This is a genomic window from Mobiluncus porci (genome assembly GCF_009695935.1).
GTDB lineage: Bacteria > Actinomycetota > Actinomycetes > Actinomycetales > Actinomycetaceae > Mobiluncus > Mobiluncus porci.
Map to the genome: position 1 here is coordinate 41,565 of NZ_VUMY01000014.1, position 25,330 is coordinate 66,894.

The 25,330-nt window shown below is 56.3% G+C and carries 22 protein-coding genes and 2 pseudogenes; 9 read left to right on the forward strand and 15 right to left on the reverse strand.

What is annotated here, in order from left to right; genetic code table 11:
- The first annotated feature begins 105 nt into the window (after positions 1-105).
- A complete protein-coding gene (locus FYJ63_RS08075) occupies positions 106-1,740 on the forward strand; it encodes a methyl-accepting chemotaxis protein (protein ID WP_154545569.1) in 1,635 nt (544 codons plus the stop codon).
- A 194-nt stretch (positions 1,741-1,934) separates the two neighbouring features.
- Here the strand turns inward: FYJ63_RS08075 and leuA are convergent, their stop codons facing one another.
- The gene (leuA, locus tag FYJ63_RS08080) at positions 1,935-3,701 is read right to left on the reverse strand and encodes a 2-isopropylmalate synthase (protein ID WP_154545571.1); all 1,767 of its coding nucleotides are present in this window, start codon (positions 3,699-3,701) and stop codon (positions 1,935-1,937) included.
- A gap of 326 nt (positions 3,702-4,027) precedes the next feature.
- On the opposite strand from leuA, the gene FYJ63_RS08085 reads away from it, so the two are divergent.
- The 4 genes and pseudogenes from FYJ63_RS08085 (at position 4,028) to FYJ63_RS08100 (ending at position 7,358) form a co-directional block, all read left to right on the forward strand.
- Positions 4,028-5,665, forward strand: coding sequence for an L-lactate permease (locus tag FYJ63_RS08085; protein WP_154545573.1), 1,638 nt, complete (start codon positions 4,028-4,030; stop codon positions 5,663-5,665).
- 68 nt (positions 5,666-5,733) lie between these two features.
- Positions 5,734-6,654: a Fic family protein gene (locus tag FYJ63_RS08090; protein WP_154545575.1), complete on the forward strand. Its 921-nt coding sequence runs from the start codon at positions 5,734-5,736 to the stop codon at positions 6,652-6,654.
- 309 nt (positions 6,655-6,963) lie between these two features.
- Positions 6,964-7,224: pseudogene (locus FYJ63_RS11505) on the forward strand (BrnT family toxin); the annotation flags it as partial.
- The gene (locus FYJ63_RS08100) at positions 7,155-7,358 is read left to right on the forward strand and encodes a CopG family antitoxin (RefSeq protein ID WP_154545577.1); all 204 of its coding nucleotides are present in this window, start codon (positions 7,155-7,157) and stop codon (positions 7,356-7,358) included. The pseudogene FYJ63_RS11505 and the gene FYJ63_RS08100, both read left to right, overlap by 70 nt.
- 154 nt (positions 7,359-7,512) lie before the next feature.
- Here FYJ63_RS08100 and FYJ63_RS08105 read toward each other — a convergent pair whose 3' ends face one another.
- The 10 genes and pseudogenes from FYJ63_RS08105 to FYJ63_RS08145 all read right to left on the reverse strand — a co-directional run bounded on the left by FYJ63_RS08105 (position 7,513) and on the right by FYJ63_RS08145 (position 15,933).
- Entirely contained in the window at positions 7,513-9,117 is a 1,605-nt protein-coding gene (locus FYJ63_RS08105) for an ATP-binding cassette domain-containing protein (protein WP_338106885.1), read from the reverse strand.
- An 88-nt stretch (positions 9,118-9,205) separates the two neighbouring features.
- Positions 9,206-9,382, reverse strand: coding sequence for a type II toxin-antitoxin system YafQ family toxin (locus FYJ63_RS11510; RefSeq protein ID WP_407717246.1), 177 nt, complete (start codon positions 9,380-9,382; stop codon positions 9,206-9,208).
- Positions 9,383-9,384: 2 nt separating this feature from the next.
- Positions 9,385-9,528, reverse strand: a pseudogene (locus tag FYJ63_RS11515) (type II toxin-antitoxin system RelE/ParE family toxin); the annotation flags it as partial.
- The gene (locus tag FYJ63_RS08115; RefSeq protein WP_154545579.1) at positions 9,509-9,796 is read right to left on the reverse strand and encodes a type II toxin-antitoxin system RelB/DinJ family antitoxin; all 288 of its coding nucleotides are present in this window, start codon (positions 9,794-9,796) and stop codon (positions 9,509-9,511) included. The gene FYJ63_RS08115 and the pseudogene FYJ63_RS11515, both read right to left, overlap by 20 nt.
- A 223-nt stretch (positions 9,797-10,019) precedes the next feature.
- On the reverse strand, positions 10,020-10,760 hold the full coding sequence (locus FYJ63_RS08120; RefSeq protein ID WP_154545581.1) for a VOC family protein: 741 nt from the start codon (positions 10,758-10,760) through the stop codon (positions 10,020-10,022).
- On the reverse strand, positions 10,750-11,838 hold the full coding sequence (locus tag FYJ63_RS08125) for a hypothetical protein (RefSeq protein WP_229770074.1): 1,089 nt from the start codon (positions 11,836-11,838) through the stop codon (positions 10,750-10,752). The genes FYJ63_RS08120 and FYJ63_RS08125 overlap by 11 nt, the downstream gene beginning before the upstream one ends.
- Positions 11,839-11,847: 9 nt before the next feature.
- On the reverse strand, positions 11,848-12,858 hold the full coding sequence (locus FYJ63_RS08130) for a transketolase family protein (RefSeq protein ID WP_154545583.1): 1,011 nt from the start codon (positions 12,856-12,858) through the stop codon (positions 11,848-11,850).
- 17 nt (positions 12,859-12,875) lie between these two features.
- Positions 12,876-13,742: a transketolase gene (locus FYJ63_RS08135; protein WP_154545585.1), complete on the reverse strand. Its 867-nt coding sequence runs from the start codon at positions 13,740-13,742 to the stop codon at positions 12,876-12,878.
- 120 nt (positions 13,743-13,862) lie between these two features.
- Positions 13,863-15,146 carry an aminotransferase class III-fold pyridoxal phosphate-dependent enzyme gene (locus FYJ63_RS08140; RefSeq protein ID WP_154545587.1) on the reverse strand — a complete coding sequence of 428 codons (1,284 nt, stop codon included), beginning with the start codon at positions 15,144-15,146 and terminating at the stop codon, positions 13,863-13,865.
- Positions 15,147-15,162: 16 nt separating this feature from the next.
- Complete coding sequence (locus tag FYJ63_RS08145) at positions 15,163-15,933, reverse strand: hypothetical protein (RefSeq protein ID WP_154545589.1); 771 nt, start codon at positions 15,931-15,933, stop codon at positions 15,163-15,165.
- A gap of 278 nt (positions 15,934-16,211) precedes the next feature.
- Here FYJ63_RS08145 and FYJ63_RS08150 point away from each other — a divergent pair, with 278 nt between their 5' ends.
- The 4 genes from FYJ63_RS08150 (at position 16,212) to dnaG (ending at position 22,526) form a co-directional block, all read left to right on the forward strand.
- The gene (locus FYJ63_RS08150) at positions 16,212-17,597 is read left to right on the forward strand and encodes a glycine--tRNA ligase (protein WP_287847794.1); all 1,386 of its coding nucleotides are present in this window, start codon (positions 16,212-16,214) and stop codon (positions 17,595-17,597) included.
- A 46-nt stretch (positions 17,598-17,643) separates the two neighbouring features.
- Complete coding sequence (dusB, locus tag FYJ63_RS08155; RefSeq protein ID WP_338106886.1) at positions 17,644-18,936, forward strand: tRNA dihydrouridine synthase DusB; 1,293 nt, start codon at positions 17,644-17,646, stop codon at positions 18,934-18,936.
- Positions 18,937-19,152: 216 nt separating this feature from the next.
- The gene (locus FYJ63_RS08160; protein WP_277026185.1) at positions 19,153-20,472 is read left to right on the forward strand and encodes a deoxyguanosinetriphosphate triphosphohydrolase; all 1,320 of its coding nucleotides are present in this window, start codon (positions 19,153-19,155) and stop codon (positions 20,470-20,472) included.
- Between the two features lie 77 nt (positions 20,473-20,549).
- Positions 20,550-22,526, forward strand: coding sequence for a DNA primase (gene dnaG, locus FYJ63_RS08165; RefSeq protein WP_154545591.1), 1,977 nt, complete (start codon positions 20,550-20,552; stop codon positions 22,524-22,526).
- A gap of 151 nt (positions 22,527-22,677) precedes the next feature.
- Here dnaG and FYJ63_RS08170 read toward each other — a convergent pair whose 3' ends face one another.
- The 4 genes from FYJ63_RS08170 to FYJ63_RS08185 all read right to left on the reverse strand — a co-directional run bounded on the left by FYJ63_RS08170 (position 22,678) and on the right by FYJ63_RS08185 (position 25,020).
- On the reverse strand, positions 22,678-23,487 hold the full coding sequence (locus FYJ63_RS08170) for a type I 3-dehydroquinate dehydratase (RefSeq protein ID WP_154545593.1): 810 nt from the start codon (positions 23,485-23,487) through the stop codon (positions 22,678-22,680).
- Positions 23,488-23,555: 68 nt separating this feature from the next.
- Complete coding sequence (locus FYJ63_RS08175; RefSeq protein ID WP_154545595.1) at positions 23,556-24,146, reverse strand: DUF1643 domain-containing protein; 591 nt, start codon at positions 24,144-24,146, stop codon at positions 23,556-23,558.
- A gap of 2 nt (positions 24,147-24,148) precedes the next feature.
- A complete protein-coding gene (locus FYJ63_RS08180) occupies positions 24,149-24,397 on the reverse strand; it encodes a hypothetical protein (RefSeq protein ID WP_195839368.1) in 249 nt (82 codons plus the stop codon).
- Positions 24,398-24,405: 8 nt separating this feature from the next.
- Entirely contained in the window at positions 24,406-25,020 is a 615-nt protein-coding gene (locus tag FYJ63_RS08185) for a hypothetical protein (protein WP_154545599.1), read from the reverse strand.
- Positions 25,021-25,330 lie beyond the last annotated feature (310 nt).

Sequence of the window (25,330 nt, forward strand, 5' to 3'; positions counted from 1 at the left end):
ATGTCTTAACATATAGAGCTATCTGTATTTACGGTATTTATCCAGGCTGTAAGGTGTAAATTATTTTTCGACTGACTGTACTAATTCAAGAAAGGAAGCTGAGTCATGTCGGAAAAAGAGAAAGTTGCCCTAGCTGATGGACAGCAGTTTCGCCCCGGATTGGGTTTGCGAATCAAGATTATAGCAACAATTGTTTTGGTGGCATTGGGTGCTATTATAGTTTCGTCCGCCGCTACCATCGGGATTAGCTCATATCGAGCCAATTCCACGGCACTGACGGAAACCACCTTGCGTGGGACCGATTTTGAGGACAAATTGCGTTTCTCCCAAGAGTGGGCGAGAATTCTCTTCTCCATGGTGGGAACCGTGCATGACCAGGAAACCCTTGACAATTTGGTGGGTCAGTTGGAACAGGCCAGGGCAGATCGCGTCAAACTCATCGAAGAGGCTGAAGCTCGCGGGGTGCCCCAGCAGCTTCCTACCTGGAACAAGTACAAAGAAGACTATGACAAGTGGATGGATCATGTGATGAATACCATGATTCCGGCGGCTAATCCGAATGACATGACCGCTTATTCCAATATGCTGTGGGATACTTCCCCGACTGGTTCCAGAACTTTGATTAAAAACTTCGTTGCGGATTACGAACAAATTCGCGTCGAATTCAACGACATGATTAAAGCTAAAAATGCTGAAATTGCAGCTCAAGGTATGACGATTATCATAATCTGCATCGTGGTTACCGTCTTAGTTTTCGCGCTGGGATTGATCATTGCTTTCGTCTTTGCGGGACGAATCGAAAAGAGCGTCAAGAATATTCAAAATGCGTTGCAGATTGTGGCGGAAGGGGACTTGACCCAAGAGGACAAGATCTTGAGCAGCGACGAGCTGGGCGCAGCCACAGTAGAGCTCCAGCGGGCAAAAGAATCATTGCGTCACCTCATCAGCGCCGCCGATGAAGCGGCTGCGGGAGTAGTGGGACAAGCCGAGCAAGTGTCTAAGCAGTCCGCTGATGTTACCGAGGCTGCGAGTGCTTCGGCAGAACAATCCATCACGGTTGCCGCCGCCGCGGAGCAGGTCTCGAACTCGATTGACTCGGTGGCTGCCGGCGCTGAAGAGATGGGTGCCTCCATTCGCGAGATTTCTTCCAACGCCAACGAGGCGGCCCGTGTTTCTCAGCAGGCCACCGAGGCAGCCGCGCGGACTAACGAAGTCGTGTCTCGCCTCGGGACTTCTTCTCAGGAAATTGGGGAAGTCATTAAGTCCATTACTTCCATTGCGGAGCAAACTAACCTTTTGGCCTTGAACGCTACCATTGAGGCGGCTCGCGCTGGAGAAGCCGGCAAGGGCTTCGCCGTGGTCGCTGGGGAAGTGAAGGACCTGGCTGCGGAGACGGGAACCGCTACGGAGGAGATTTCCAAGCGGATTGAAACCATCCAGTCCGATGTGGCTGATGCCGTAAGTGCCATTGATGAAATCAGCAATATCATCTCCCAGATTAACGACTTCCAGACCACAATTGCCGCCGCGGTAGAGGAACAAACCGCTACCACGAACGAAATGTCGCGGTCGGTGTCGGAAGCTGCCGAAGGTGCGCAATCCATCGCTGGCTCGATCCACACGATTGCTGGCGGCGCACAAAAAGCCGGTGAAATGATTGTTGACATGTCTTCACGCATTCAAGACATCAACAGTGGTGCCTCCAACCTGCTCAGCCGTATCGAGTCCTTCAAGTACTAGGTCTCGACCCGCGACTCGGGTTACTCGCCAGGAGTCGCGCAGGGGACGATCGCTCGGAGCCGCCTGGGGGTTGGCCCGTAAGGTACTCACTAGGGCGACGCGGAGACGCGATGGGGGAGGGTGCTCCCTCGTAGCTGCGAGAGCCTTCCCGAGCGACGACGTGAAGTCACGCCCACCTCAAGAGTAGATACGGATTACCGCTGGGCGCGGTTGATGGCGGAGATGACGGCCTTGTAGGCGGCGCGAATCGTTGAGGGGTCGATTCCCACGCCCCACAGCACCTCCCCATCCACAACCGCCTCCACATACGCGGCGGCGCTCGCGTCGCGTCCGGCGCTCATGGCGTGCTCTACATAGTCCAGAATCCGCACCTCCAGACCCATCTTCTCGAAGGCATGGACGAAAGCATCGACCGGCCCGTTGCCGACCGATTCCATCTGGACTTTCGCGCCGCGATCATTTAAGGAGATAGAGACCTCAGTGTCGCCGCCTTCTGCGGTGGGAACGCTCGACACGTGCGCGCCGTCGAGGAAGAAACGACCCCAGTGTTTCCCATCGATGCCGGCCTCCGAGGCGGGGAGGTATTCGTCTGCGAAAATCTTCCACAGGTTGTCCGCGGTGAGTTCCCCGCCGAACTTGTCGGTGGTCTTTTGGACGATCCTGGAAAACTCGATCTGGAGTCGACGCGGCAGGTCGAGGTGGTGCTTTTCTTTCATCAAGTAGGCGACCCCGCCCTTGCCGGACTGGGAATTGACGCGCACGACCGCCTCGTAGTTGCGCCCCACATCGTGGGGGTCAATCGGGAGATAGGGGAGTTCCCAGATGACCGCGTTTTCGTCTCCACCAGCGGCCTTGACCTTTTCTTCGCGGGCGGCGAAGCCTTTCTTGATGGCATCTTGATGAGATCCGGAGAACGAGGTATAGACGAGTTCGCCGACATAGGGCAAGCGCTGCGGGGTTGACATCCGGGTGCAGTGTTCCACCGTATCGCGGACCTCGTCGAGGTTCGAGAGGTCAAGTTGTGGGTCAATACCTTGACTAAACAGGTTAAGCGCGAGAGTGACTAGGTCAACGTTTCCGGTGCGTTCGCCCTGCCCGAGCAAGCAGCCCTCGACGCGGTCCGCGCCCGCCATCTGGGCAAGCTCCGCGGTGGCGATGCCGGTGCCGCGGTCGTTGTGGTTGTGGGCGGAGATACAAACGAATTCGCGTCGGGAGATGTTTCTCGAGAAGTATTCGATCTGGTCGGCGTAAATATTCGGCGTGCAGCGTTCCACGGTTGTGGGAAGGTTCAAGATGATTTCGCGCTCAGAGCTCGGCTGCCAGACATCCATGACGGCTTCGCAAACTTCGAGGGCGAAATCGAGTTCGGTGTCAACAAAGATTTCCGGAGAATATTCGAGGCCGAAAATCGTCTCGTCATCAAGGATTTTTTCCGCCTGGGCCACGACCTCGCGGGTGCCTGCTACCGCCAACTCCACGGTCTGCGGCTTGTCATTGTGGAAGACAATGTCGCGGAAAACCGGCGCGGTCGCGTTATAGATATGTACGGTAGCGCGCGGGAAGCCCTTGATGGCCTCGATGGTTTTCCCAATCAAGTCTGAGCGGGACTGGGTGAGAACCGAAACCGTCACATCCTCTGGGACCGCGTCGTCTTCAATTAGGGAACGCACGAAGTCAAAGTCCGTTTGGGACGCTGAGGGGAAGCCAATCTCAATTTCCTTGAAGCCAATCTTTACGAGGAGGTCGAACATGGCGCGTTTCCGGGCGGGATCCATGGGCTCGATGAGGGCCTGATTGCCGTCGCGAAGGTCGGTCGACAGCCAACGCGGCGCTTTCGTGATGCGGTTTCCTGGCCAAGTCCGGTCGGGGAGAGACACGGGATTGGTTTCCAGGAAGGGGCGGTATTTCCCAAAAGGCATACCGGAAGTTTGTTGACGGTTGGAAAATCCAGAGGTGCGCATTTATATATCCTTTTCTACTGTTGCAAGACCTTTTTCCTGCCGAGCATAGGTTTTAGCCGCGCAGGTGGTCTCGGCATTAGAGCCCTACGCGGCAAAGCAACAGCAGCAGGTTTTGCGACATGCTTGCATAGTATCACGAAAACTGGGGACACTGTTTCTTGGAGAAACTATGGGGTCGGGCCTCGGCGCCGCGGGTGCAGGCGTAGCCGACGGGTCAGACCTCGGTGGCGTAACGAAGTGTAGCCAGCAGGGTCTGACCCCGGCGTAGCGTCGTAAATGTGGCGCGGACTAAGCGGCTAAGATAGAGGGCAAAAAAAGGGGTAAAAATGTTTGTTCCTGATGTTGAGTCGGTGGGTAGCCTCTTGTGGCTCACCGCACTTGTCGCAACCCTGCCAATTGTGGGGTTCTTCGCCCTGGTGGGGGCGATGCGGATGCGCTCCCACCTAGCCGGCTTGATCGCCTTGGTACTTGGGATTTTGCTGGCGATTGTGGCCTTCCGGATGCCGGTGGACATGGCCCTTTCCGCCGCCGCGCTTGGCGCCTTGAACGGTCTTATCCCCATCGTGATCATCGTGATTGCCGCGGTGTGGCTCCACAAGTTGATGGAAGCCACGGGGCGGGAAGTGGACTTACAGAAAGTTTTTTCCGCGGTAGGAAGCGGGGATCTTCGCCTCCAAGCGATGCTGATTGCGCTGTGTTTCGGGGGACTCCTCGAGGGGCTCGCGGGCTTCGGAGTGCCGGTCGCGATTGTGGCGGCGCTGTTGATGGGGCTCGGTTTTGAGCCGAAAAAAGCCGCGGTGATTGCCCTCGTCGCAAATACTTCCCCCGTGGCTTACGCGGCTTTCGGAGTGCCGATAACGACCGCTGCCTCCTTAATGACCAGCGGAACCCCGACTGAGAATGCCGCGGATATTGCGACCTATGTTTCCGTGCTGGAGCCCGGGATTGCCTTCGTGATGCCTTTCATGCTGACGTTGCTGATTGATAAAAACCACTTCAGCCAGATGTTTCCCCTCGCTTTCATTATGGGGGTAACCGAAGGCGCGGGACAGTTCCTGACCTTGCGTTTTATCTCTTTTGAGCTCGGGGGAGTCCTCCCGCCGATTGTGACTTTCCTCGTGATTGCGCTGTTGGTGAGGCTCTATCAGCCGGACACTCCAGAGGAATTCCTCACCGCGCGCCCCGGCGATCTGCGCCTCGACAGAGTCGCTTTGGCGGTTATGCCTTACGCGCTCGTTATCCTTGTTTTGTCCGTGGGGAGGCTTGTGCCGGTGGTGGCGGGTGCCCTGTCTGCAACAGACCTGCGGGTGGCGTGGCCGGGACTGGCCGGGAGGGTGGCTTCCGCCGTCGAACCGGAAACCGCCACCAACACCGGCAACGTGGTGATTCCGATTCTTTCCCAGCCGGGTGTCTTGATTGCTGTGGCCGCCATCGTTACCGGCATTGTGTTCACTTTTGCCAACGAAGGCGGGAAATATGCGCTGGGGTGGCGGCGAGTGCTGGGGGAACTCGGAGCGGCGATTTACTCCATGCGTTTTTCCGCGGCCACGATTGTTGAAGTCATCGCCTTGGCCTATGTCATGAATATTTCGGGTATGGTCTTGACGATTGGGACCTTACTGGCCCGCACGGGCATTGCCTTCTTGGTCTTGTCCCCAATGATTGGCTACCTCGGAACCGCTGTCTCCGGCTCCGCGACTTCCGCCAACGCGCTGTTCGCAGCCCTCCAAGAAACCACCGCTTTACAAATCGGCTTGCCCGGGGCCTTCGCAGTCGCGGTCAACACGGCCGGGGGAGTTATCGGGAAACTCATCGCGCCGCAGTCGCTCGCGATTGCGGCCGCGGCCATGGGGGAGCCGGAAAAAGAAGGCGAACTCTTGGGTGAGGTTATCGGCTGGTCGCTTTATCTTCTGCTTTTCGCCGTGTTCTTCTGTGTCGTCTTCGGGCTGCTTTTACTCGGGTGATACACCCCGGATAATCTTTACTTATTGCTACAAGTAACCTATTATAAAGTAAAGATTGGGGGTGGGGGATGTACGATTACAGCGGACTGGAAAAGCAACTGCGGGGGCTCGACCTAAACCGGTCTGGCCTGGGGAAACGCCTCGGGATTTCCTCTCGCACCATTGCAAAGATTGCCAAAGGAGAGAAACTTTCTCGAAAGGTGTTGGAACGAATCGCTGGGTTCTTGGGGGTCGCTCCCGGGGATCTGTACGAAGAGAAATCCGATAACCCACTGCTCCAGGTGTTGCGTGAGGAAAAGTCGGCAGGAATTTCCGGAGGCATATATCACGAGCTCCAGGTGAGGCTCACCTATAACTCCAACCACATCGAGGGGAGTCAGCTTACCGAGAGTCAAACCCGACTGATTTTTGAAACCAACACAGTTGGTCTGGACGAGGCGATTTCGGTTGATGACATTTTGGAGACAGTGCACCATTTCCGCGCGATCGATTACTGCATTGACCACGCGGAAGAGCCCCTGACCGCGGATTTCATCAAGGAGTTGCACCGCATTTTGAAGCATGACACCACGGCGTCTCGACTCGGCTGGTTTGCGGTGGGCGATTACAAGACTCGACCGAATGTGGTTGGCGGGAGGGAAACCACCCCTCCACGGGATGTCGCTGGCGAGATGCGGAAGTTGCTCGAGTGGTATGGCACGCTCCCATCGGCGAATATTCACGACATCATCGCTTTTCACGGCCGTTTTGAGCGGATTCATCCCTTCCAAGACGGAAACGGGAGGGTCGGGCGGCTGATTGCTTTTTGGCAGTGCCTCGCCGAGGGTATTGTGCCATTTCTGATAGATGATTCAAAAAAGAGGTTCTATTACCGCGGCCTCGCGAACTGGGACGAAGAAACAGTATGGCTCACTGACACCTGTCTCGATGGGCAGGACACCATGCGTGCCATCCTTGAGGCCTTCGACATTCCGATGGGGGATGAGTAGTCGACGGAGTCGGCGCAGAAAGTGCAGTTATGCTCAGAGCGCCGGCGTATTTGGCAGTGCGCTGAGCATAGCTACGTTTTAGGTTTCTATTTATAGAAATTCGTGAAGGTGGTGTGTTTGAAAACTTCGCCGCTGACGCAGTCGAGGCAACCGAGAACGAAGCGCATCTGATGCCTGGATTGATATGGCTATTAGCTGTATAATAGCAATATGGGGACTCTGCGGTTTTCCTGAGATGAGGACAAAGCAAAGACGAACATTGCCAAGCACGGTGTGAGTTTCGATGAGGCTTGAAGCGTTTTTTGGGATGTTTTCGCCTTGGTCATACCTGATCCGGACCAATCCATTATCGAGGAAAGGTTTGTAATCCTGGGTTTGAGTGAGAAGACACGGCTCCTGGTTGTTTATCGTTGTTACCTTGAGAATAATGGGGTGATTCGCGTTATTTCGGCGCGGAAAGCCACCAAGTGTGAATCGAAACAGTATGAAAGGCGAGAAAAATGCGTAAAGAATATGATTTTTCCAAAGCCAAGGCGAATCCTTATGCGAAGCAGTTGCGCAAGTCGATAACCATGCAGGTCAGCGTGGAGGCGATTGATTATTTCAAGGAGCTGGCTGCGAAAACTGGCGTGCCTTACCAGAATCTCATCAACCTTTACCTCACTCAATGTGCTCATGAGCGCAAGGTCCCCGAATTCGTTTAGGAAGCGTCGATGTATCTCGGATCCTGTTTCTAGAAATTTACCATTGGGGACGGGCAAGAATGGTAAATTTTTTTACCATTCTTGCCCGTCCTCAATGGAAAATGAGTCAAAATGCACGTCCCCATGACTCATTTATAGAAGCTCGAGAAACTGGTCATTGCAGCATAAGACGGGCAAACGGCCAATGGTTGATGAGCCAGGTGTCGTGGCTGGCAAGGATTAGCGTGCCGTTCCAGGAGGTTAGAGCGTTTTCCAGGACTTGCACGAAATCCAGGTCGAGATAGTTTGTGGGTTCATCCACAATCAGCGCGGCGTTTTGTGAGGCAATCCTCGATAGCGCCAGCGCGAACTGGGCGCGTCGCAGGTTACCCGCGGATAACTTCCCCAGGGGGATATTCCAAAACTTCGGATGCAAGATACCTTTACCCGCCACGCCAACGCCTTTCTCCCAACAGTCTGCAGGGATGGCTGTGTCAGTCCGTTCGGGAAGGTCTTGCCCGATCAACACCGTCTTGCAGTTGCAGTTCACCAGCCCCGATGCGTCATCTGTGGGCGGCGCACCCGCTGCTATCCAGTCCAACAGGGTCGTTTTCCCGCTCCCGTTGGGTCCAGTGACAAGGAGTTTCTCGCCAGAGGCGAGTTCCAGGTTCACAACGGCAAGACGTCCCGGGACACTCGCCTCGCGGACACTCAAAGCAATTCCGGCGCCGAGGTGAACCGGGGGAATCTCAATCCCGAAGTGTGCGAACCTGGGCTTCATTACCTCGCGTCTCGACAGTTGCTCCAGCCGGGTGCGGTCATCGTTTTTGCGCCGAGTTGAGACCTTGGTAGCTCGGTCGGCAAAGAAGTTTTGGGCTGCTCCAATCTCGGTGCGCGGCTTGAACTTTATGTGCCCGACCACCTCGGAAGCCTCTCGGTGTGCGCTTAGTTTGCGTTTTTCTTCTTGCTGGGACTCGTAAATGCGCTGGTAGCTCTGCCGCGCCCTCTCCTTTTCTCGCAGGTAGTCGCTGTAACCACCGCGAGTCTCCCAGACGCCTTGCTGATTCTCACCCCGAGCCAGAGCCAGCCCTTGCCAAACCGCTGAATCAAGATCAATCACGGAAGTGGCGACCTGTTCAATAAAATCCCGGTCGTGACTGACGAAAAGCACCTCGGCGGGCCACTTGACCAGAGTCTCGATAAGCGTCTCGCGGCTGACGGCGTCAAGGTGGTTGGTGGGTTCATCGAGAACCAGCGCGGCGTCGTGGTCATTGAGGATTCCAGTCAATGCCAGGCGAGCGAGCGTACCCGGGCTCAAGGTTCGCATTGGGCACGAGGTGTCCAAATCGGCAAGTCCGAACTGTCCCAACAATTCGCGTTGGGTGCTTTCGTAATCCCAAGCGTTCAAGGCGGTTAGCTCCTCGAGTAAGAGGGAATATTCCTCGGGGATTTTCGCGCCTGGGTTGTCTGCAAGCTGGCCAGAAAGTTCCTCGAAACGCTTGAGTTTCGCACTTATTGAACCGGATTGTTGGTCAAGATAATTCGCCACAGAAGCATCAGACTCTGGAAGTTTGAAGAGACACCGCGCCCGGCTTGGTTGCGTCACCGAACCGGCTTGCGGTTCCAAGTCACCAGCTGCGAGGCGCAGCAAAGTGGTCTTCCCACACCCATTCGGCCCCACAACCGCCAGGCGCTGACCCGGTGAACAGCGCAAAGACACACGGCTCAACAGGGGAGTGGCGGTAAAAGAAAAGGAAATGTTATCAAGTAAAAAGGGCACAGTAACTCCAATCGCAAAGTCTGACTTCGATAAAGAGTTACTTTGTCATGGGGCTATTTTACCGGATAATGCCAGGACCGGTGGCTAATTAATCAAGTCCAAGCTCGGAGTGGGATCCAGTGCGGCTGAGTGTCAAGACAAGAACATCTTCATAGATGCGGTAAATCAGCACCCAGTCCGGCTCGATGTGGCAGTCACGGAAGCCTTTCCAATTTCCGGTGAGCGCATGGTCGAGGTATTTCCTGTCGAGTGCTTTGCCCTGTATTTCCTGTCGAGTACTTTGCCCTGGGCGAGTGTGTCGACAACGACTTCCAACGCGGCAAGGCTCTTACCTTGTTTCTTCAGTCGCTTCAGGTCGCGTTTGAAAGCTCCTGTCGGTTTGATGATGTATCTACTCATCAGCCTCGTCATCGTCCAAGTTGAGGTCAGTGAGCATTTCTTTGAAGCTTCCGTAGCCCTTCACGCTCTCGTCGTGGGCAATGCGCTCGGATTCTTCCAGGGCTTCGCGGGTCTCGGGATTGGTCAGCCGCACCGAGAAGGGGATACCGCCGACTTGGATAATCTTGGCGAAATACATGCGGATGGCGGTCGGCACGTCAAGTCCGTTGCCTTCAAGGATTGACTCCACGTTGGATTTTACCTGCGGATCGATTCGCGCCTGCACCAAAGATGTATTCATTTCAACCACCTCCACGTACGTATGTATTAATTATACATCGATTTAGGTGTGGTGGTGTGGTGAATTAAGGGATAAGGAGGGTCATTGTTTGAGTCTTGCCGCCGAAAACGTAGTTATGCTCAGAGCACCGGCAGAAAAAACGGTGCTCTGAGCATAACTACGTTTTCGGTTCCTACTTGTAGGAGTTCGCGCAAAAATGAGTCAAAAAGCACGTCCCCATGACTCATTTGTAGAAGTTCGCGAAGGTGGTGTGTTTGAAGATCTCGCCAATCACGCAGCCGAGGCGCCCCAAAGCAATCCGCGAAGCGTGGAGGTCGATAATCTCAATCAGGTTCCCGTCAGGGTCGCGGAAGAACGCCCAGTCTGCCCCGGAAGAGTGAACTGGCTCGTTCATGAACTCCACGCCCTCCCGCTTCAAACGCGACACCCAGCCGGGAACGTTAGTCACATTGAAAGCGATGTGGGTATATCCCGGACGGTTCCAATCCTCGCGATAGGCTCCTGGCAGTTCCGGGTCGAACTCGAAAGGATTGGGCTTGTCCGAGCCCGGCAAGGGCGGATCAAACTCGAAAACTTCCAAGACATTCCCGGACCGCGAAGCCATGAATCCCAGCCGAACGAGCCGCAAGCCCTCGGTATGATAGAGCCTCTCCACGGGCTTCAAATCGTCTCCGGTAATCTCGAGGTAGTTCATCAACTTCATCCCGAACACGCGGTTATACCACTGCACCGACTTCTCAAAGTCTGTCACGGTAACCCCGCAGTGTCCCAGGCCCCAGTTGATGCCCCGACCTTCCCACAGGGCTCGCAACTCGCGCTCTTTGCGGACAAGCCACTCTTCCTTGCCGACTTCACGCAGTTCGCCCACGTTCTTGACGGCCTCGGAAATAGCCCAGCCGGTTCCAGCCAGAACCGCGACTTTTGCGCCGGTTTTGACGCCAAAACGCAACAGTTTACTTAGCATAATCACCCACCGCCATCATTAGTGCGCCGAGCTCCGCGCCGTATTCGGGGGAGCCCTCCATCGTGAGCCGACCTGCGGCGGTCGCCTCCAACATGTCATCAGTTTGCAACAGCGTCCCGAGAGCGGAGAGAACCGAGTCGAAACGCATCGTGAAGAACGCCGCCGCGCGGGTGTATTCTCCGCGGAAAGCCTTGGATTTACCGGCTTTGATGCGGATATAGGCCCCGAGTTCCGGATGTCCGTCCACCGAGTAGGCGTAAACGCGATCGGGGGAGGGCTCAGTCCACTTGCGGACGTCGGGATGTCCGGCCTTGTTGAGCTGGCTAATGCCGGTCGTCAACAGGTAGAACATACATTTCGTCAGCAAGTCTCTTTCGGCCACGGTTGCGGGAGCCGAGGTTGAACCGAGCAAGCTCGACATCGCCAACAGCGCTTTCACTGTCGCGACCAGCAGCTTGCCGTTCGAAAGCGCCCCGCGCATCTTCGGGAGATTGACCTTGCCCTTGAAGAAGTCGTTGAACTTCTCGGGGCTCGGGAACTCAATCTCGAGATTCGGAGCGGGATGCGCGCCCAAGTGCGGCTGCAGGTCAGCGCCATCCACCACGAGGTGAGTGGCGTACCGTTTCGGCCGCCCATCAATGCTCGACCCCGCCTCGGTCAGGCAAGAAATCTGAACCACCCCGCGCTTTCCCGCGAAAGCCCGTCGTAGCTCCGGTTTCTCGGCCACAATAGGCTTCAGCAAGGGGACAACGGCGTTGAGGAACACGACACTGGTGTAGCGAACCTCGTCATCAATCGCCGGATTCGGTCCCATCGGGAAAGGCTTCTTCGCAGGTTTCTTCTCCGAATCCTTTACCTGATTCTTCGTCTGTCCCGCTCGCGCCTTGGCCCCAGCCTTGGGCTCAGCTTTCGCCTCGTCTTTAGCGGAGGACTTCTTCTCAGACTTAGGGCTAGCGGGCGCAGGCTTCTCAGCAGGCGCCTTGGGAGCCGTAGCCTTGGTCTCGGCCTCCTGCTCCTGGCTCGCCTTACCGTCTTTGGCCTTCTCCGGTGGGGTTTCTTTTGTCTTAGTTTCCGACATTGTTCCCCCTTAGAACTCGTCTTCCCAGTCGTCGTCCTCCTCGAAGTCCATGTGCATGACTTCGCGAGCCGCGGCGACACAGCCGTTTTCGTCCCAGCCGTAGTAGGAATACAAATCCTCGGGCTGGCCGATAACGGAGAACTCGTCGGGGATACCCAGCTTCTTCAAGACGTATCCCTTGCGGGTGGTGGCGCCCACATCAGCCACGGCCGTCCCGAGACCGCCGATGATGTTGTGGTCCTCAACCGTGATGATGCGCCGGGTTTCGGTAATCGCCTTGGTGATGGCCTCTTCATCAATGGGTTTCAAGGTGTGAATGTCCAAGACGCGAACCGAAAGGCCGTCCTCTTTAGCCAAGATGTCGGCGGCCTGGAGCGCACGCCACACGCCCGAACCGGTCGCAATAAAGGTCAAGTCTGTGCCTTCGCGCAAGGTGTTGGCCTTCCCGAACTCGAAAGTCGGGATTTCGTCGCGGTAAACTACCTGGTCAAAGCCGCGGTTCAAGCGAATATAGACCGGACCCTCATGTTCGTAAGCGGCCTGGACACAGTAGGCCGCTTCGAGGCCGTCCGCCGGACACATCAAGACGAGGTTCGCAAAGGACCGCAAGATAGCGATATCCTCCGTGACGTGGTGGGTGGTTCCGGCCGCGCCGAAAGACAGCCCTGAGTGGGTCCCGATAATCTTCACATTCAGGTTCTGGTAACAGATATCGGTACGCACCTGTTCACAAGCACGCATCGAAGCAAAAGCCCCGAAAGTGGAGACGAAAGGAATCAATCCTGCCTTCGCCAGCCCCGCGGAAACCCCGAAGAGGTTTTGTTCCGCGATTCCCACGTTATAGAAACGATCGGGGAATTCCTTGGCGAAAACCGCAATCTTCGTGGATTTCGCGAGGTCTCCGGAAAGCCCCACAATCTTCGGGTCTTGTCTCCCGAGTTCGACCATGGTTTGACCGTAGACTTCCGCCGTCGTCAAGTTCACGGCATCAATAGAGGTGTATGTCAGTCCGCCTGCCATTGTTTTCTCCTTTCCCCTTATTTCCCAGCCTGGACCATCGCGAGACGTTTCTCGTGATGTCTCTTCAGAGAATCTTGGGCTCGCTGGTATTTGTCGTCATCAAAAGCGCCGTAGTGCCAGGTGTAGTCGCCTTCCATATAGTCAATGCCTTCGCCTTTGACCGTATCGAGAAGGAGCATTGTCGGTTTGCCCTTGATGGTTCGGGCCTTATCAAAGGCATCCACGATGTCTGGCATGGAAGAGCCCTTGACGTTGATGACTTCCCAGTTGAAGGCCCGCCACTTGTCTTCGAAAGGCTCGAGTCCCATAACATCGGCGGTCATGCCGTCAATCATGGCGTGGTTGACATCAACCATGCCGACGAGATTATCGAGCTCCCAGTTACCGGCGCTCATCGCGGCTTCCCACACGGAGCCCTCATTGCATTCCCCGTCGCCCATCAGGCAGTAGGTGCGCCAGTCTTGGCCGAGTTGGCGCGCCCCCAGAGCCATCCCGACGGCGATGGCGAGGCCGTGGCCGAGGGAACCGGTCGAGGCTTCGAGGCCCGGAACTTTCTTTGCATCAAGGTGCATCCCGAGGTGGGATTGGATATGGGAATAGGTTTCCAGCCATTCCTTCGGGAAACAACCCAGGTCAGCCAGGACCGGCGCCATGCCGACCCCGATATGGCCCTTGGACAGCACGAAGCGATCGCGAGCGGGATCGTCCATCTTTTCGGCCGAGAAATTCATCTCGTGGTGGTACAGGGCAATCAGGGCATCCATTGCTGACATGGAACCGCCGATGTGGCCGCCTCCGGCCCAGCGCACGGTGTCTAGGGTCAGCATCCTGACGCGATAGGCATCGTCTTCAAGTTGCTTCCATTCATCTTTGCTCAGTGGCATTTTTCACTCCTCTTTGAGTCTTAGTAGTTTCTGGGGCGCAGCCGACGGATCGGACCTCTTTGGTGTAGTGACCAAAGGAAACGGAACCAAAAGTGATCCGGCCCAGACGGCGTAGCCTTTTTAGGCCTGGGCGAGAATCTCGCGGGACTTGTTGCGAACCACGCCCATCGCCTCGTCAGCAACCTCACCGATGAAGTCCACATCGGCATCGGTTAAGGCTGTGTTGGTGAAGTGGTTATGGTGGTTGGTCATAAACACGCCCCGTTTCACACACTCTCCCACAAAAGCTTGGTGGAGCAGGAAGTTCGGATCTTCCTTGCCGTCCAAACCGGCAATGCGGTGGTAGAACAGGGAAGGTTCACCGCTGAAACGATAGTCGAAACCGTGTTTCTTTGCGACTTCCGTGAGGCGGTCAATGATCTTCACCCCGTAATCGTGGCAAATCTTGGGCGCATCAATGGTTTTCATCTTGTTGATGCAGGCAATAGCCGCGGCCATCTGCGGGGCACTCATCCAGTAGGAACCGGTGCACATGACCGAAGCGGCTGCATCCTTCAAGGATTCGACACCGCAAAGGGCAGAAATGTTGTGGCCGTTGGCGAGTGCCTTACAGAAGCACTCCAAGTCGGCTTTGAAACCGAAGTGGTAGTCGGAGCCTTTGACGTCCAACCGCCAGCCGCAACGTACGTCGTCCACAATCAACACGATGCCTTCGCGGTCGCAAATCCGGCGGATCTTCTCCCAGTAGCCAGCGGGCGGCAGGACGTTGTCCTCAAACACCGGATGGTGGTAGGGAGTGGCGATGAAGGCTGCAATCTCGCCTTTGTATTCGCTAGCGAGTTTCTCTACCGCCGCCACGTCGCCCCAGTTCACCATGAGTTTGGGTAAGACTTCGGCCTTGGCGACGCCAGGGGCGCCGTAGCCTTGGGTCCAGCCGATTACCCCGTGGTATCCGCCGTTGACCGCAATAAACTTGTCGCGACCCGTTGCCGCGCGGGCGACCATCAAGGCGAAGTTGGTCACGTCGCCGCCGTTCTTGGCGAAGAAGGCCCAATCGGCCATCTCGACGGTGTCAACCAGGAGTTCCGCCAGGTCAACCATCAAAGTGCCCGGTTGAACCGCGCAGTTGAGCGTTTTCATCTGTTCGATGGCCGCGTTGTCGACGTCGGGGTCGTTGTACCCGAGAATCATCGGGCCGTAGGCGCACATCAAGTCGATGTAGCGGTTGCCGTCCACGTCCCAGAAGTACGCCCCGTCTGCCTTGGAGGCAAACAGCGGGTAGGCGCTCATCGGCATGAAACAGCCCTCGGCGGGTCCGAGGTGTCCGTAAACGCCACCGGGAATCACCTCCACGGCTTTCTCGTACCATTCGTGGCTCTTAGTGTGTTCATAAATTGGCATCATTTGTGTATTCCTTCCCCTAGCTCAAGTAGAACGGCACCAGGCCGAGCAGTTTGTTCATGTTGTCGAGCAGCGGGACGAAACCGCCGAGTTTGATGAGTTCGCGGCCGATTGCCGGATAGGACGCGAGTTCCCCGCGTAGAACCTGGCCGGTAGTGTCGAGGTCGGCGAAGCTCATGAAAGCGTGGCGTCCGTCTGGGCCAGCGGCCTTGGGGTGATCTCCATCGAGAACATGGGTCTTATGGTCTTTGATGACCAGGGTCAAAACCGGACCGTTTTCGATCTTTAACGCCACCGTTCCGTCGCGCATTCCTTTCGCGACGCTCTTGCCTTTCGGGTCGAAGTTCGCGATTTCCGCCAAGGCATAACCCGCGACGTGGAGGGTCAACAGCGAGTTGACGCGCTTGAAGTCCTCGTCAGCCAGGAGGGCAGGAGTGGGACGCAAGTAGTAGGACAAGCGATCTGTGAGTTTAGTAAAGGTGCCGGTCAAGTACTTCAACTTGGTGAAGCCTTTCATCGGCACGGGAATCCCAGAACCGGCAAACATCTTGTTGACCATCACTGGAACGGGGAAACCCAAAGTCATATCGGAAGGACCACCTCCTTCGAAGAACTCGACCTTCCCGTCACCAAGCTTCAGGCGAACCGAGCCAACCCCGGTGGCCTTGAATTGGATGGTGAGCGGGGCGTGATTGAGCAGCGCCCGAGACTTTTCGTCCAGTTCAGGCAGCTTCCCAAGCGTGCGTAATACGGCGCGTAGATTGACGCTAGCCAGTGCTGTTTGATTCATAAACCCACCTCGTCGTGTGTTTGTAAGTGAACTTTCGAATCAATTATACGTTCAACTCGTGACGAAGAAAGGTACTTTGGTCCCGATTTTTTTAAGATTTCTTTGCCGAGGATGTTCATTCGTGATGTTTGAGCCGTTTTTGGAAGCAGGGGCGGAGGAGCGGAGGAAATTCATTTCGGGCGCGCCGGAAGTTAGAATGGAGATTCAGCGGCTCTGATTCCGGTTAGTGAATCCATTAGCAGCCAGTTAATGAACACGAAGAAAGAGGAGAAACCCCAGTGGCATCACAACTCGAACAAGTCATCTCTTTGGCGAAACGGCGCGGATTCGTCTATCCCTGTGGCGAGATTTACGGCGGGACGCGCGCCGCTTGGGATTACGGCCCGCTCGGGGTAGAGCTGAAGGAAAACATAAAAAAGGCCTGGTGGACGTACATGGTTCGTTCCCGCGAAGACGTGGTTGGGCTCGATTCTTCGGTGATCTTGCCGCCGAAGGTGTGGGAGGCCTCCGGACACTTGAAGGCCTTTACTGACCCCCTGATTGAATGCCTTAGCTGCCACAAGCGCCTGCGCCAAGATGAGCTCCAGGAACAATACGCGGCGAAACACGGCATCGAGAACCCCGACGAGGTGGACATGGCAGAGGTGCCCTGCCCGAACTGTGGGGTGAAAGGCAAGTGGACCGAGCCGCGGGCGTTTTCGGGCTTGTTGAAAACCTACCTCGGACCAGTTGATGACGAGTCGGGGTTGCACTTCTTGCGCCCCGAGACTGCGCAAGGCATTTTCATCAACTTTGCCAACGTGATGACCACTGCGCGGATGCGTCCGCCTTTCGGGATTGGCCAGATTGGAAAGTCTTTCCGAAACGAAATCACCCCGGGGAACTTCATCTTCCGGACTCGCGAGTTTGAACAGATGGAGCTCGAGTTCTTTGTCGAGCCCGGGACAGACGAGGAATGGCACCAGTACTGGATTGACCACCGTTTTGCCTGGTACACGGATTTGGGGATTGCGGCGGAGAACTTGCGGTTCTATGAACACCCGAAAGAGAAGCTTTCGCATTACTCCAAGCGCACCGTGGACATCGAGTATGCTTTTGGTTTTGAGAACTCGAAGTGGGGCGAGCTCGAGGGAATCGCGAACCGTACCGACTATGACCTCGGGGTTCACATGAAGGCTAGCGGCCAGAAACTCGACTATTACGATCAGGCCAAGGACGAGCGGTGGGTCCCGTATGTGATTGAGCCTTCGGCGGGGCTGACCAGGTCTTTGATGGCGTTCCTGGTGGAAGCCTACACCGAGGACGAGGCGCCGAACACTAAAGGCGGGGTGGATAAGCGCACGGTTTTGCGCCTAGACCCGCGCTTGGCTCCGGTGAAGGTCGCGGTTTTCCCCTTGTCGCGCAAGGACACCTTGCCGGATGTGGCGCGCTCGATTGCTGCGGATTTGCGTAAGTTCTGGAACGTGGAGTACGACGATGCCGGAGCGGTGGGGCGGCGTTATCGTCGCCAAGATGAGATCGGGACGCCATACTGTGTCACGGTGGATTTCGATTCCTTGGAGGACCACGCCGTCACCGTGCGCGAGCGTGACACCATGACCCAGGAGCGCATCCCGATGGAAGGTTTGACGGCTTATCTGCGAGACCGGCTTCCGCTTTGCTAGTTTGGGACGACAAAGCACGCCCCCATCGTCCCACTTAGGGGTTTATGTGGCCGTTTGTAAAGTTCCACAGCTGCGAATCGGCGGGTTGACGTTTGCTACCCCAGTGGCTTTGGCGCCGATGGCGGATGTGACGAATGCGCCGTTTCGGGATTTGTGCCTAAAGTTTTCCCGCGAAGGATTACCGGTTGATTTTGCTCAGGCGAGCCACGAGAGGGTGGACTCGGATTCGGCTGGCTCCTTTAATCAGGACGTCCCCAGCCCGCTGACACAGCTCGAAGGTATGTTTGTCGGCGAAATGGTCACGGCCAAAGCCCTGCGTATGGGATCGGCGCGATCCTGGGTGATGGTGAAATCAGGGCCTCTGCAGGCGATTCGGTCAATTCAGTTATATGGGGTTGTCGCTGCGGATTTGGCTTGGGCGGCTAGAGAGCTGGTGCGCCGCAATTTCGCCGATCATATCGACCTGAATTTCGGATGTCCCGTTCCGAAGGTAACCCGAAAAGGCGGAGGCTCGGCTCTGCCATGGAAAACCTCGTATTTCGGGGAGATTGTGGCTGCAGTTGTTGAAGCCACTTCGCGAACTGCGGAGGAATCAGGGCGGACGAGGGCGGTTCCGGTGACAGTCAAAATCCGCACCGGCATCGACGCGGAGCACCTCACTTACCTCGATGCGGCGCGCACCGCCGAGGACAATGGTGCGGCCGCGGTGACACTTCACGCCCGAACGACCTCGGAATATTATGGTGGCCACTCACACTGGGAGGCGATTGCTCGGCTGGTTGAGGCTGTGGATATTCCAGTTCTCGGTAACGGCGACGTATTTAGCGCGGCGGACGCGGTTGAGATGTTCGAGCAAACCGGATGTGCGGGAATCCAAGTGGGTCGTGCGGTCCAGGGTAGGCCCTGGATTTTTCGTGAAATTACCGCCGCTCTGTGGGGCGAGCCGGTACCTCCCGGCCCCACCCTTGGTGAAATCGTTGCGGTGGCTCAAGAACACGCCGCGGGGCTGGTGGAACATTACGGCAACGAACTGGCTGCTTTGCGGGATATGCGAAAACACTTGGGGTGGTATTTTCGTGGTTTCGGGCTCGGCGGAGAGACCAGGTCTCGGCTGGCGAAAGTGGAGACGTTGGGCGACCTCGAGATGGCACTTACTGAACTCGTGGATCGGCTCTCCCCGGACACTCCCTATCCACAAGCGGCTACCGGGACTCACGGGAGATCACGCACCCAGCGCAAAGTCCGGCTCCCCGAAGGGTGGCTGGATTCTCGGGAAATCGACGATGCTGCCCGGGAGATACTGCATCTGGATGACGGCTCGGATCCGTATGCGAGCTAGCTGCCTGCCGACATAAAAGTATTCCCGCAGGTAAACTAGTTTTCCCTATTTTGGTTCAGAGGTTCTTCACGAAGTTGTAGTCGACCTTGCTGATGTAACTCGGGTGATTTTGGCAATCGCTGCCATATATGGCAGCGATGCCCGAATTTTCCCGACTTACGTCGTCGCCCCGAGTTAGACGGGCTCTTTATAGCGAGGAAAAGGTAAAGTTGAGACGTGAGTGAGACCGGCATTTATCCCCCCGAGGTGCATGAGCGTTTTGTGACGGAGACCCACAAACGCGGTAATCGCACCGATTTCGAACGAGATCGGGCGCGGATTCTCCATTCTTCGGCGCTTAGAAGGCTGGGTGAAAAAACCCAGGTTCTCGGACCTATCCAAAACGATTTTTCCCGGACTCGTCTCACCCACTCCCTCGAAGTCGCCCAGGTCGGTCGCGAACTCGGTAAAGGACTCGGGTGCGATCCGGATGTGGTGGACGCGGCGTGTTTGGCTCATGACCTGGGGCATCCCCCCTTCGGTCACTCGGGGGAGCGCGTACTGGACGGGCTAGCAAAAGACATCGGGGGCTTCGAGGGTAACGCCCAGACCCTGCGGTTGGTGACGAGGCTGGAACCGAAAGTGGTGACTGACGCAGGCGAACCGGCGGGCTTGAATCTTACTAGGGCCACCTTGGACGCGATTGCGAAATACCCGTGGTGTCGCGGGGAAGGACCGAGCGGCACAGCGAGCCCCAAATTCGGGGTATACAGCGAAGACACAACAGTTTTCGAGTGGCTACGCGCCGGCGCTCCGGAAGGGTGGCGCTGCCTGGAGGCTCAGGTAATGGATCTTTCCGATGACATTGCTTACTCGGTCCACGACGTGGAGGACGCGGTTGCGCTCGGAACCGCGAGCCTGGGTGACCTAGAGAAAGACCCTGTTCTCGGCGCGGTAGTGGAGGCCACTGAGCAATGGTATACCGTGGCTTTCGATCCGGCTCGTTCTGGGGCGTTCACGACTGACGACATTGCGGCGGCCTACCAGCGGCTGCGCCAGATGCCGTTTTGGCTTGAAGATCCCGTCACGGACTACCGCTCCCAGGCAGCCTTGAAAGACATGACCTCCCAGCTCATCGGCCGTTTTTGCTGGGCGACCCACGAGGCGACCCGCGAGCAATACGGGGAAGACCCGCTAAGTCGCTACGAAGCAAATCTCGTCGTGCCGCGAGACACCCGCGCGGAAATCCTCTTGCTCAAAGGGATCGCGGTCTTCTATGTGATGGCACCTAGGGAAACCACCCACGACCATCTGTCCCAAAAACAGCTCCTGTCTGATTTGGTGTGGGCTTTGTTGGAGCGTCAGGAAAATGCGGGCAGTGGGGAAGGTGTGTTGCAAGAGCCATTTTTGTCCGCGTGGCGCCGCGCCGAAGACCACCCGCGGGGTCGAGATGCCGGCAGGCTGCGGGCAGTGATTGACCAGGTGGCGAGCCTGACTGATGTTTCGGCGAGTGCTTGGCATGCGCGACTGGTCGGGATGTTCACCGAACCGGTCTAGATTGTCCCTCGCGCACCGGCTCTGACGAGTTTTCGCGGCGTGTCGCGCGGGTCATCAAAATTCAATAAAATGCCCCTATGGCTTCCCTCTTTGATCGCAACGACATTCAGAAAGTGCGCGAAGCTAACCCTATTGAACAAATTGTGGGCGATTACGTGACTTTGCAACGCGCCGGCGTGAATTCCATGAAGGGGCTCTGTCCTTTCCATGACGAGAAAACCCCGTCTTTCAACGTCACCCTGGGATCTAACCTCTGGCATTGCTTCGGTTGTGGTCTCGGTGGGGATGTCATTGATTTCGTGATGCGGATAGAGGGCTTGACTTTCCCAGAAGCAGTCGAGTTCCTGGCGCATAAATCTGGCGTCACCTTGCACTACGTGGAGGGAGCTCAGGCCAGCCGGCCCCGCGTCGAGCCCGGAACCCGCCAGCGTTTGCTGGAATGCAATCGGATCGCTCAAGAGTTCTTCACCTCCCAGCTGTTGACCCCGGGCGCCGAGGCGGCGCGGGCTTTCGTGGAGGGGCGCGCGTTTACTTCCCAGGATGCCATGAGCTTTGGGATGGGATATGCGCCTGCCGGATGGGATAATATCCTGCGCCACCTGCGCGGACGCGGGTTTACCGATGAGGAAATCCGGACCGTGGGACTTGCGAAATACGGCCAGCACGGGTTCTACGACGTGTTTCGAGACCGCGTGACCTGGCCCATTAAGGACACTACCGGGGCGGTGCTGGGTTTTGGGGCGCGGCGCCTTGATGACTCCAACAAGGAGAATCCGAAATATATCAACACGCCGGAATCCCCGATTTACCACAAATCTCAGGTTCTGTACGGTCTGGATTTGGCGCGGAAGGCGATTGGTGAACAGCGGCGCTGTGTCATCGTGGAGGGCTACACCGATGTTATGGCCGCGCATTTATCGGGAGTGACCTGCGCAGTGGCGACTTGCGGGACCGCGTTTACGGACGAGCACGCCCGAATCGTGAGGCGCCTGATTGGGGCGGCCGCGGACGGAGCCTCTTCTTTGAAGATGCCCGACGGTTCGGCTCCTCGCGGGGGGGAGGTTATTTTCACTTTTGATGGGGACGCCGCGGGGCAAAAGGCGGCCTTGAAGGCTTTCCGAACCGACCAGGATTTCGCCGCCCAGGCTTTTGTGGCCGTGGCCGCAGGGGGTCTTGACCCCTGTGACCTGCGGATTCAACGCGGACCCGGTGCGGTGCGAGAGCTCGTGGCGGGACGTAAACCGTTGTTCGAGTTCGTTTTGAAAACCATTATTGGTGGTTTTGACCTTGATAATCCCGCCGGACGGGTGGAGGCCTTACGGGCTGCGGCGCCGATTGTGGCGGAGATTCGCGATGTGGCGCTGCGTCGCGAATATGTGACGCGACTCGCGGGTTGGCTTGGAATCGGGAATCGGGAGGCTTGGGAGACCGTGAAGGCTGCCGGCAATTGGCTGCGTTCTCAAGGAAGGGATAGCTTCGCTGGTGAGTCAGTGACCGCCGCGGCCTCGGGTCAGCTTCCGGCGCGGCTGGACGCTCGAGTCGAAACCGATCCGGTGTGTCGGGCAGAGCGAGATGTGTTGGTGGCGGCCTTGCATTTTCCAGGACTCGCGGTTTCGACCCATTTTGATTCGCTTCCACCCGAGAGTTTTACCCAGCCAACTTTGCGGGAGATTTTTGCGGTTCTGTTGGCGGTCGGTGGGGTAGGGGAGTATGCGCGACTGTTGGAAGCCTCCGCGGCGGAGGGAGTCGCGAATCCGCCACGGGTAGCGCTAAACCGCTGGGCCGCGGCAGTAAAAACCCAGGCCGGAAGGCTTTTAGGTGGGGTGTTGACCGAGTTGGCGACGCGTCCGGTGCCGGTTCGCTCCGAGGAAGAGGCCGCGCCGTGGGTTACGAGCGCGGTGGAGTCCCTAGAGCGCATGTATTTGAATCGGGAAATGGCGGGATTACGGGCCAAACTCAATCGCCTCGACAAGGGTGATCCGGGGAAGGCTGCGGTTTTTGCCGAGTTGATGGAACTGGAGAATCGGGTTCGGGCCTTGGATCCGGAGTATTGAAGACTGGGTTTGCGGGCCTGTGGCGGGGATTCGTGTCGGGTTTTCCCCTGATGCTTTTTGCCTAACAATTACGATTTTTGAATTTATTGCCTAATAAGGCAATAAATTCAAAAATCGTAAGCTGTAGGCGCGATACTTGGAATAGGAGACCCTATCCTACGCTCGGATAACGAAGTTCCAACTCTGCCAGGGGGAGCTGACCTGGCGCAGAGGCAGGTCCGCCTACGGTCACGAAAGTGCCCCAGTTCCCGGCCTGCGGTCCGGCAAGGCGCGTGGGCTTGCCGAGCGCACCCATGCCAATCAGGATCGTGGGAATATGGACGAGCTCATAGGCAAGGCGACCGGCTTGCTGGAGGGTGGCGAGCTCCGCGGGTGTCGTCGGGGTGTAAGCCGCTTTCGCCACATCGGCACCGAGCGCGGCGTGGAGTTTGAGGAGATCAACAACCGCTTCGACCGACTCCGGAGAAGGCTCCCAGAAGTGGCGCGAAAGAATCACCTTGGCACCCCCACGGTGGAGCTCAGCCACAAGCTTCGAAACCCGCTTCGCGTTGTCTTCCTGGATTTGGGGGTTGGCTGCTACCTGGACAAGAGTCTCCGCTGTGGCGCCAATCAAGGGATAGTTAGATTCCACGTCAACAAAATCGCTGACTGTTCCGAGGTGTTTCAAGAGATTCTCATAGGCATCTTGGGAAATCGGAACCTGACCGCCCTCGGTTCGGAACGTCGCCAGGACCGGGCGGTGCGCCAAAGAGCGGGCATGTTTCATTATCGCCTCGGCGCGGGCAAAATCCTCTTTTTTGCCCATAAACGCACCATTCGCGGCCCAGGCGCCGTCAAGCCGAATCTCGACGAGTTCGATGCGGGGGTGCAGGTCAGCAAGAAGCCGGTCATAGCCCAGCAACCCCGGGTTCAACGAGGTGATAAACGTGGGCCTTCGCCAATCGGCAAACAGTTCGGACATATCTCAAGTTTAACCGCGCCCGTGTCGGTTCAAGGGATTTCTGACCCAGCGTGTGGATTCGTCTAAATTTAGTTTTCAAAAAGTTCCTTGGGAATCTCGGTCAAAGGCTTCCCCCAATTCTGCTCTCCAGCGCGCGAACTCCAGGATCTTGCAAAGTAGAGAGATTCGTGGGGGTTATCGGAAAGACGGTAGCACTGGTGTCTTTTGAGGTGCTCCTTAAGATTGTCAATGGCTGTCTTGGCGTTTTTTTTGATATTTTTCCCTTTTACATTTTTTACATTTCCCCAACAACACACAACAGGAGCTGATTCATATTTTTTATCATCTAAAATTTCGACTGCAATTTTGTGGGCTGAGTCTTCCATCAACTCTTCGTCACCGAGCCTAGTACTGTTCCCCTCCACCGTTAAGAAAAGGTTGCAAATCAGAATGTGTTGATGCTCGGTCGGAGTAAATCCTTTAAAATCATCCTTGAATTTCCCTGTTACAAAATCGATAAATTTATCAATTGTTCGATCTGAAGGCTTCTCGGTGCCACCTTTACTTGGGTTGAGACCAATAAAAATAATTGGCTTAGATTCTTGATTTTTTATCAGGTCGTATCGATAACGAAATCTTCCATCTGAGAATGGAATACACTTAAAACCTCGGTGTTCCATAATTACTCTCCTATTGTTGTTTCTTCTTCAAAGTCATCTTCGGGGACAATTTCCTGCCACCAGTTTTTCCCAAACGGAACAAGGCCGCTTACACGAAACCGTTCGGAGAGGCTAGAGACGGAACCTGACGTGAAAGACGGGTCGGCCAGTTCATAGACATAGCCGTGATATTCCTCGAGCATGGTAGCAAGCTCCTGGAAAGCTAACAGTTTCCAGGGCGCCTCTCCGATCCGTCCAAAACCGAGCACCACCAGTGGGTTTAGCCACGCAAGTTTCGTGAGCAGCCCGTGGAGGAACAGCATGTTATAGGCGAGGGCCTCCCTCTCGAATCGTGCGTTGACCAGGTCGGTTCGTTCCTGTGCCAGGGGTAGAGGTTGACGCGAATCACCCGCCGTACCGGAATAGGCCAATAGGTGTCTTTGAGCCGAAGCCGCAGGGCTGTCCGTCCTTTGCTGCTGATCATCTTGAGGCGGTTCATTTCAAAATCGGGGATGAGGAAGTCTTCCAGCTCTATCTCGTCGGTAAACCATTTGTTGTGGTTGGCCTCGCCTTGGTGTGGCTCAACATACACGAGGTCCAGTGCCCCGGCAGGTGCTCCGGCAAGACGCTCGCTTTGCACGAGGCAATAATGCTCGTCGGCCCGGTTGAAGCGCAGGTCGGTGTGTTTTTGATAGGCTTCCATATCCTCGATTTCGGTTACGAGCGTGCCCGAGGTGCGACTTCCGTAGAGCCAGGCATCGACAGCCTGGAGCACCTCGGCGCCAAGTCGGGTGTTTTCTATGTTCACCTCTTTCAAAATATGTGGCTTTGCGAGCTCGAAAGAGTACGCAGCGGGGTTGGGATAGTTACGTGGAAAATCTTTAAAATATTTCATGCTTTCTAGTGTTAGCCCCAGGTGCGTGAGAGTTCAACTGACATACCCCGCGATTTTTCCCACCGGATCCGTGAGCGTTTTTCCAGGTTAGGTTCACCTTACCGGGCTCTTCCGAATGGGGTTTCCCTGGATCGAAAAAAATCCCGCCCTTTTCCGTGTGTGTCTTATGGGTGGCAATTGACAGAGTAAAAGCGTGCAGCCTGTTAAGCTGTGCGCGAACAGAAGGCTACGCTGAGACGTGTTGGACTCGTCGTAATCGTTATCAAACCAGCGGGTGCGGAGGCTGCGAAACGGATAGAATAAAGAAAAA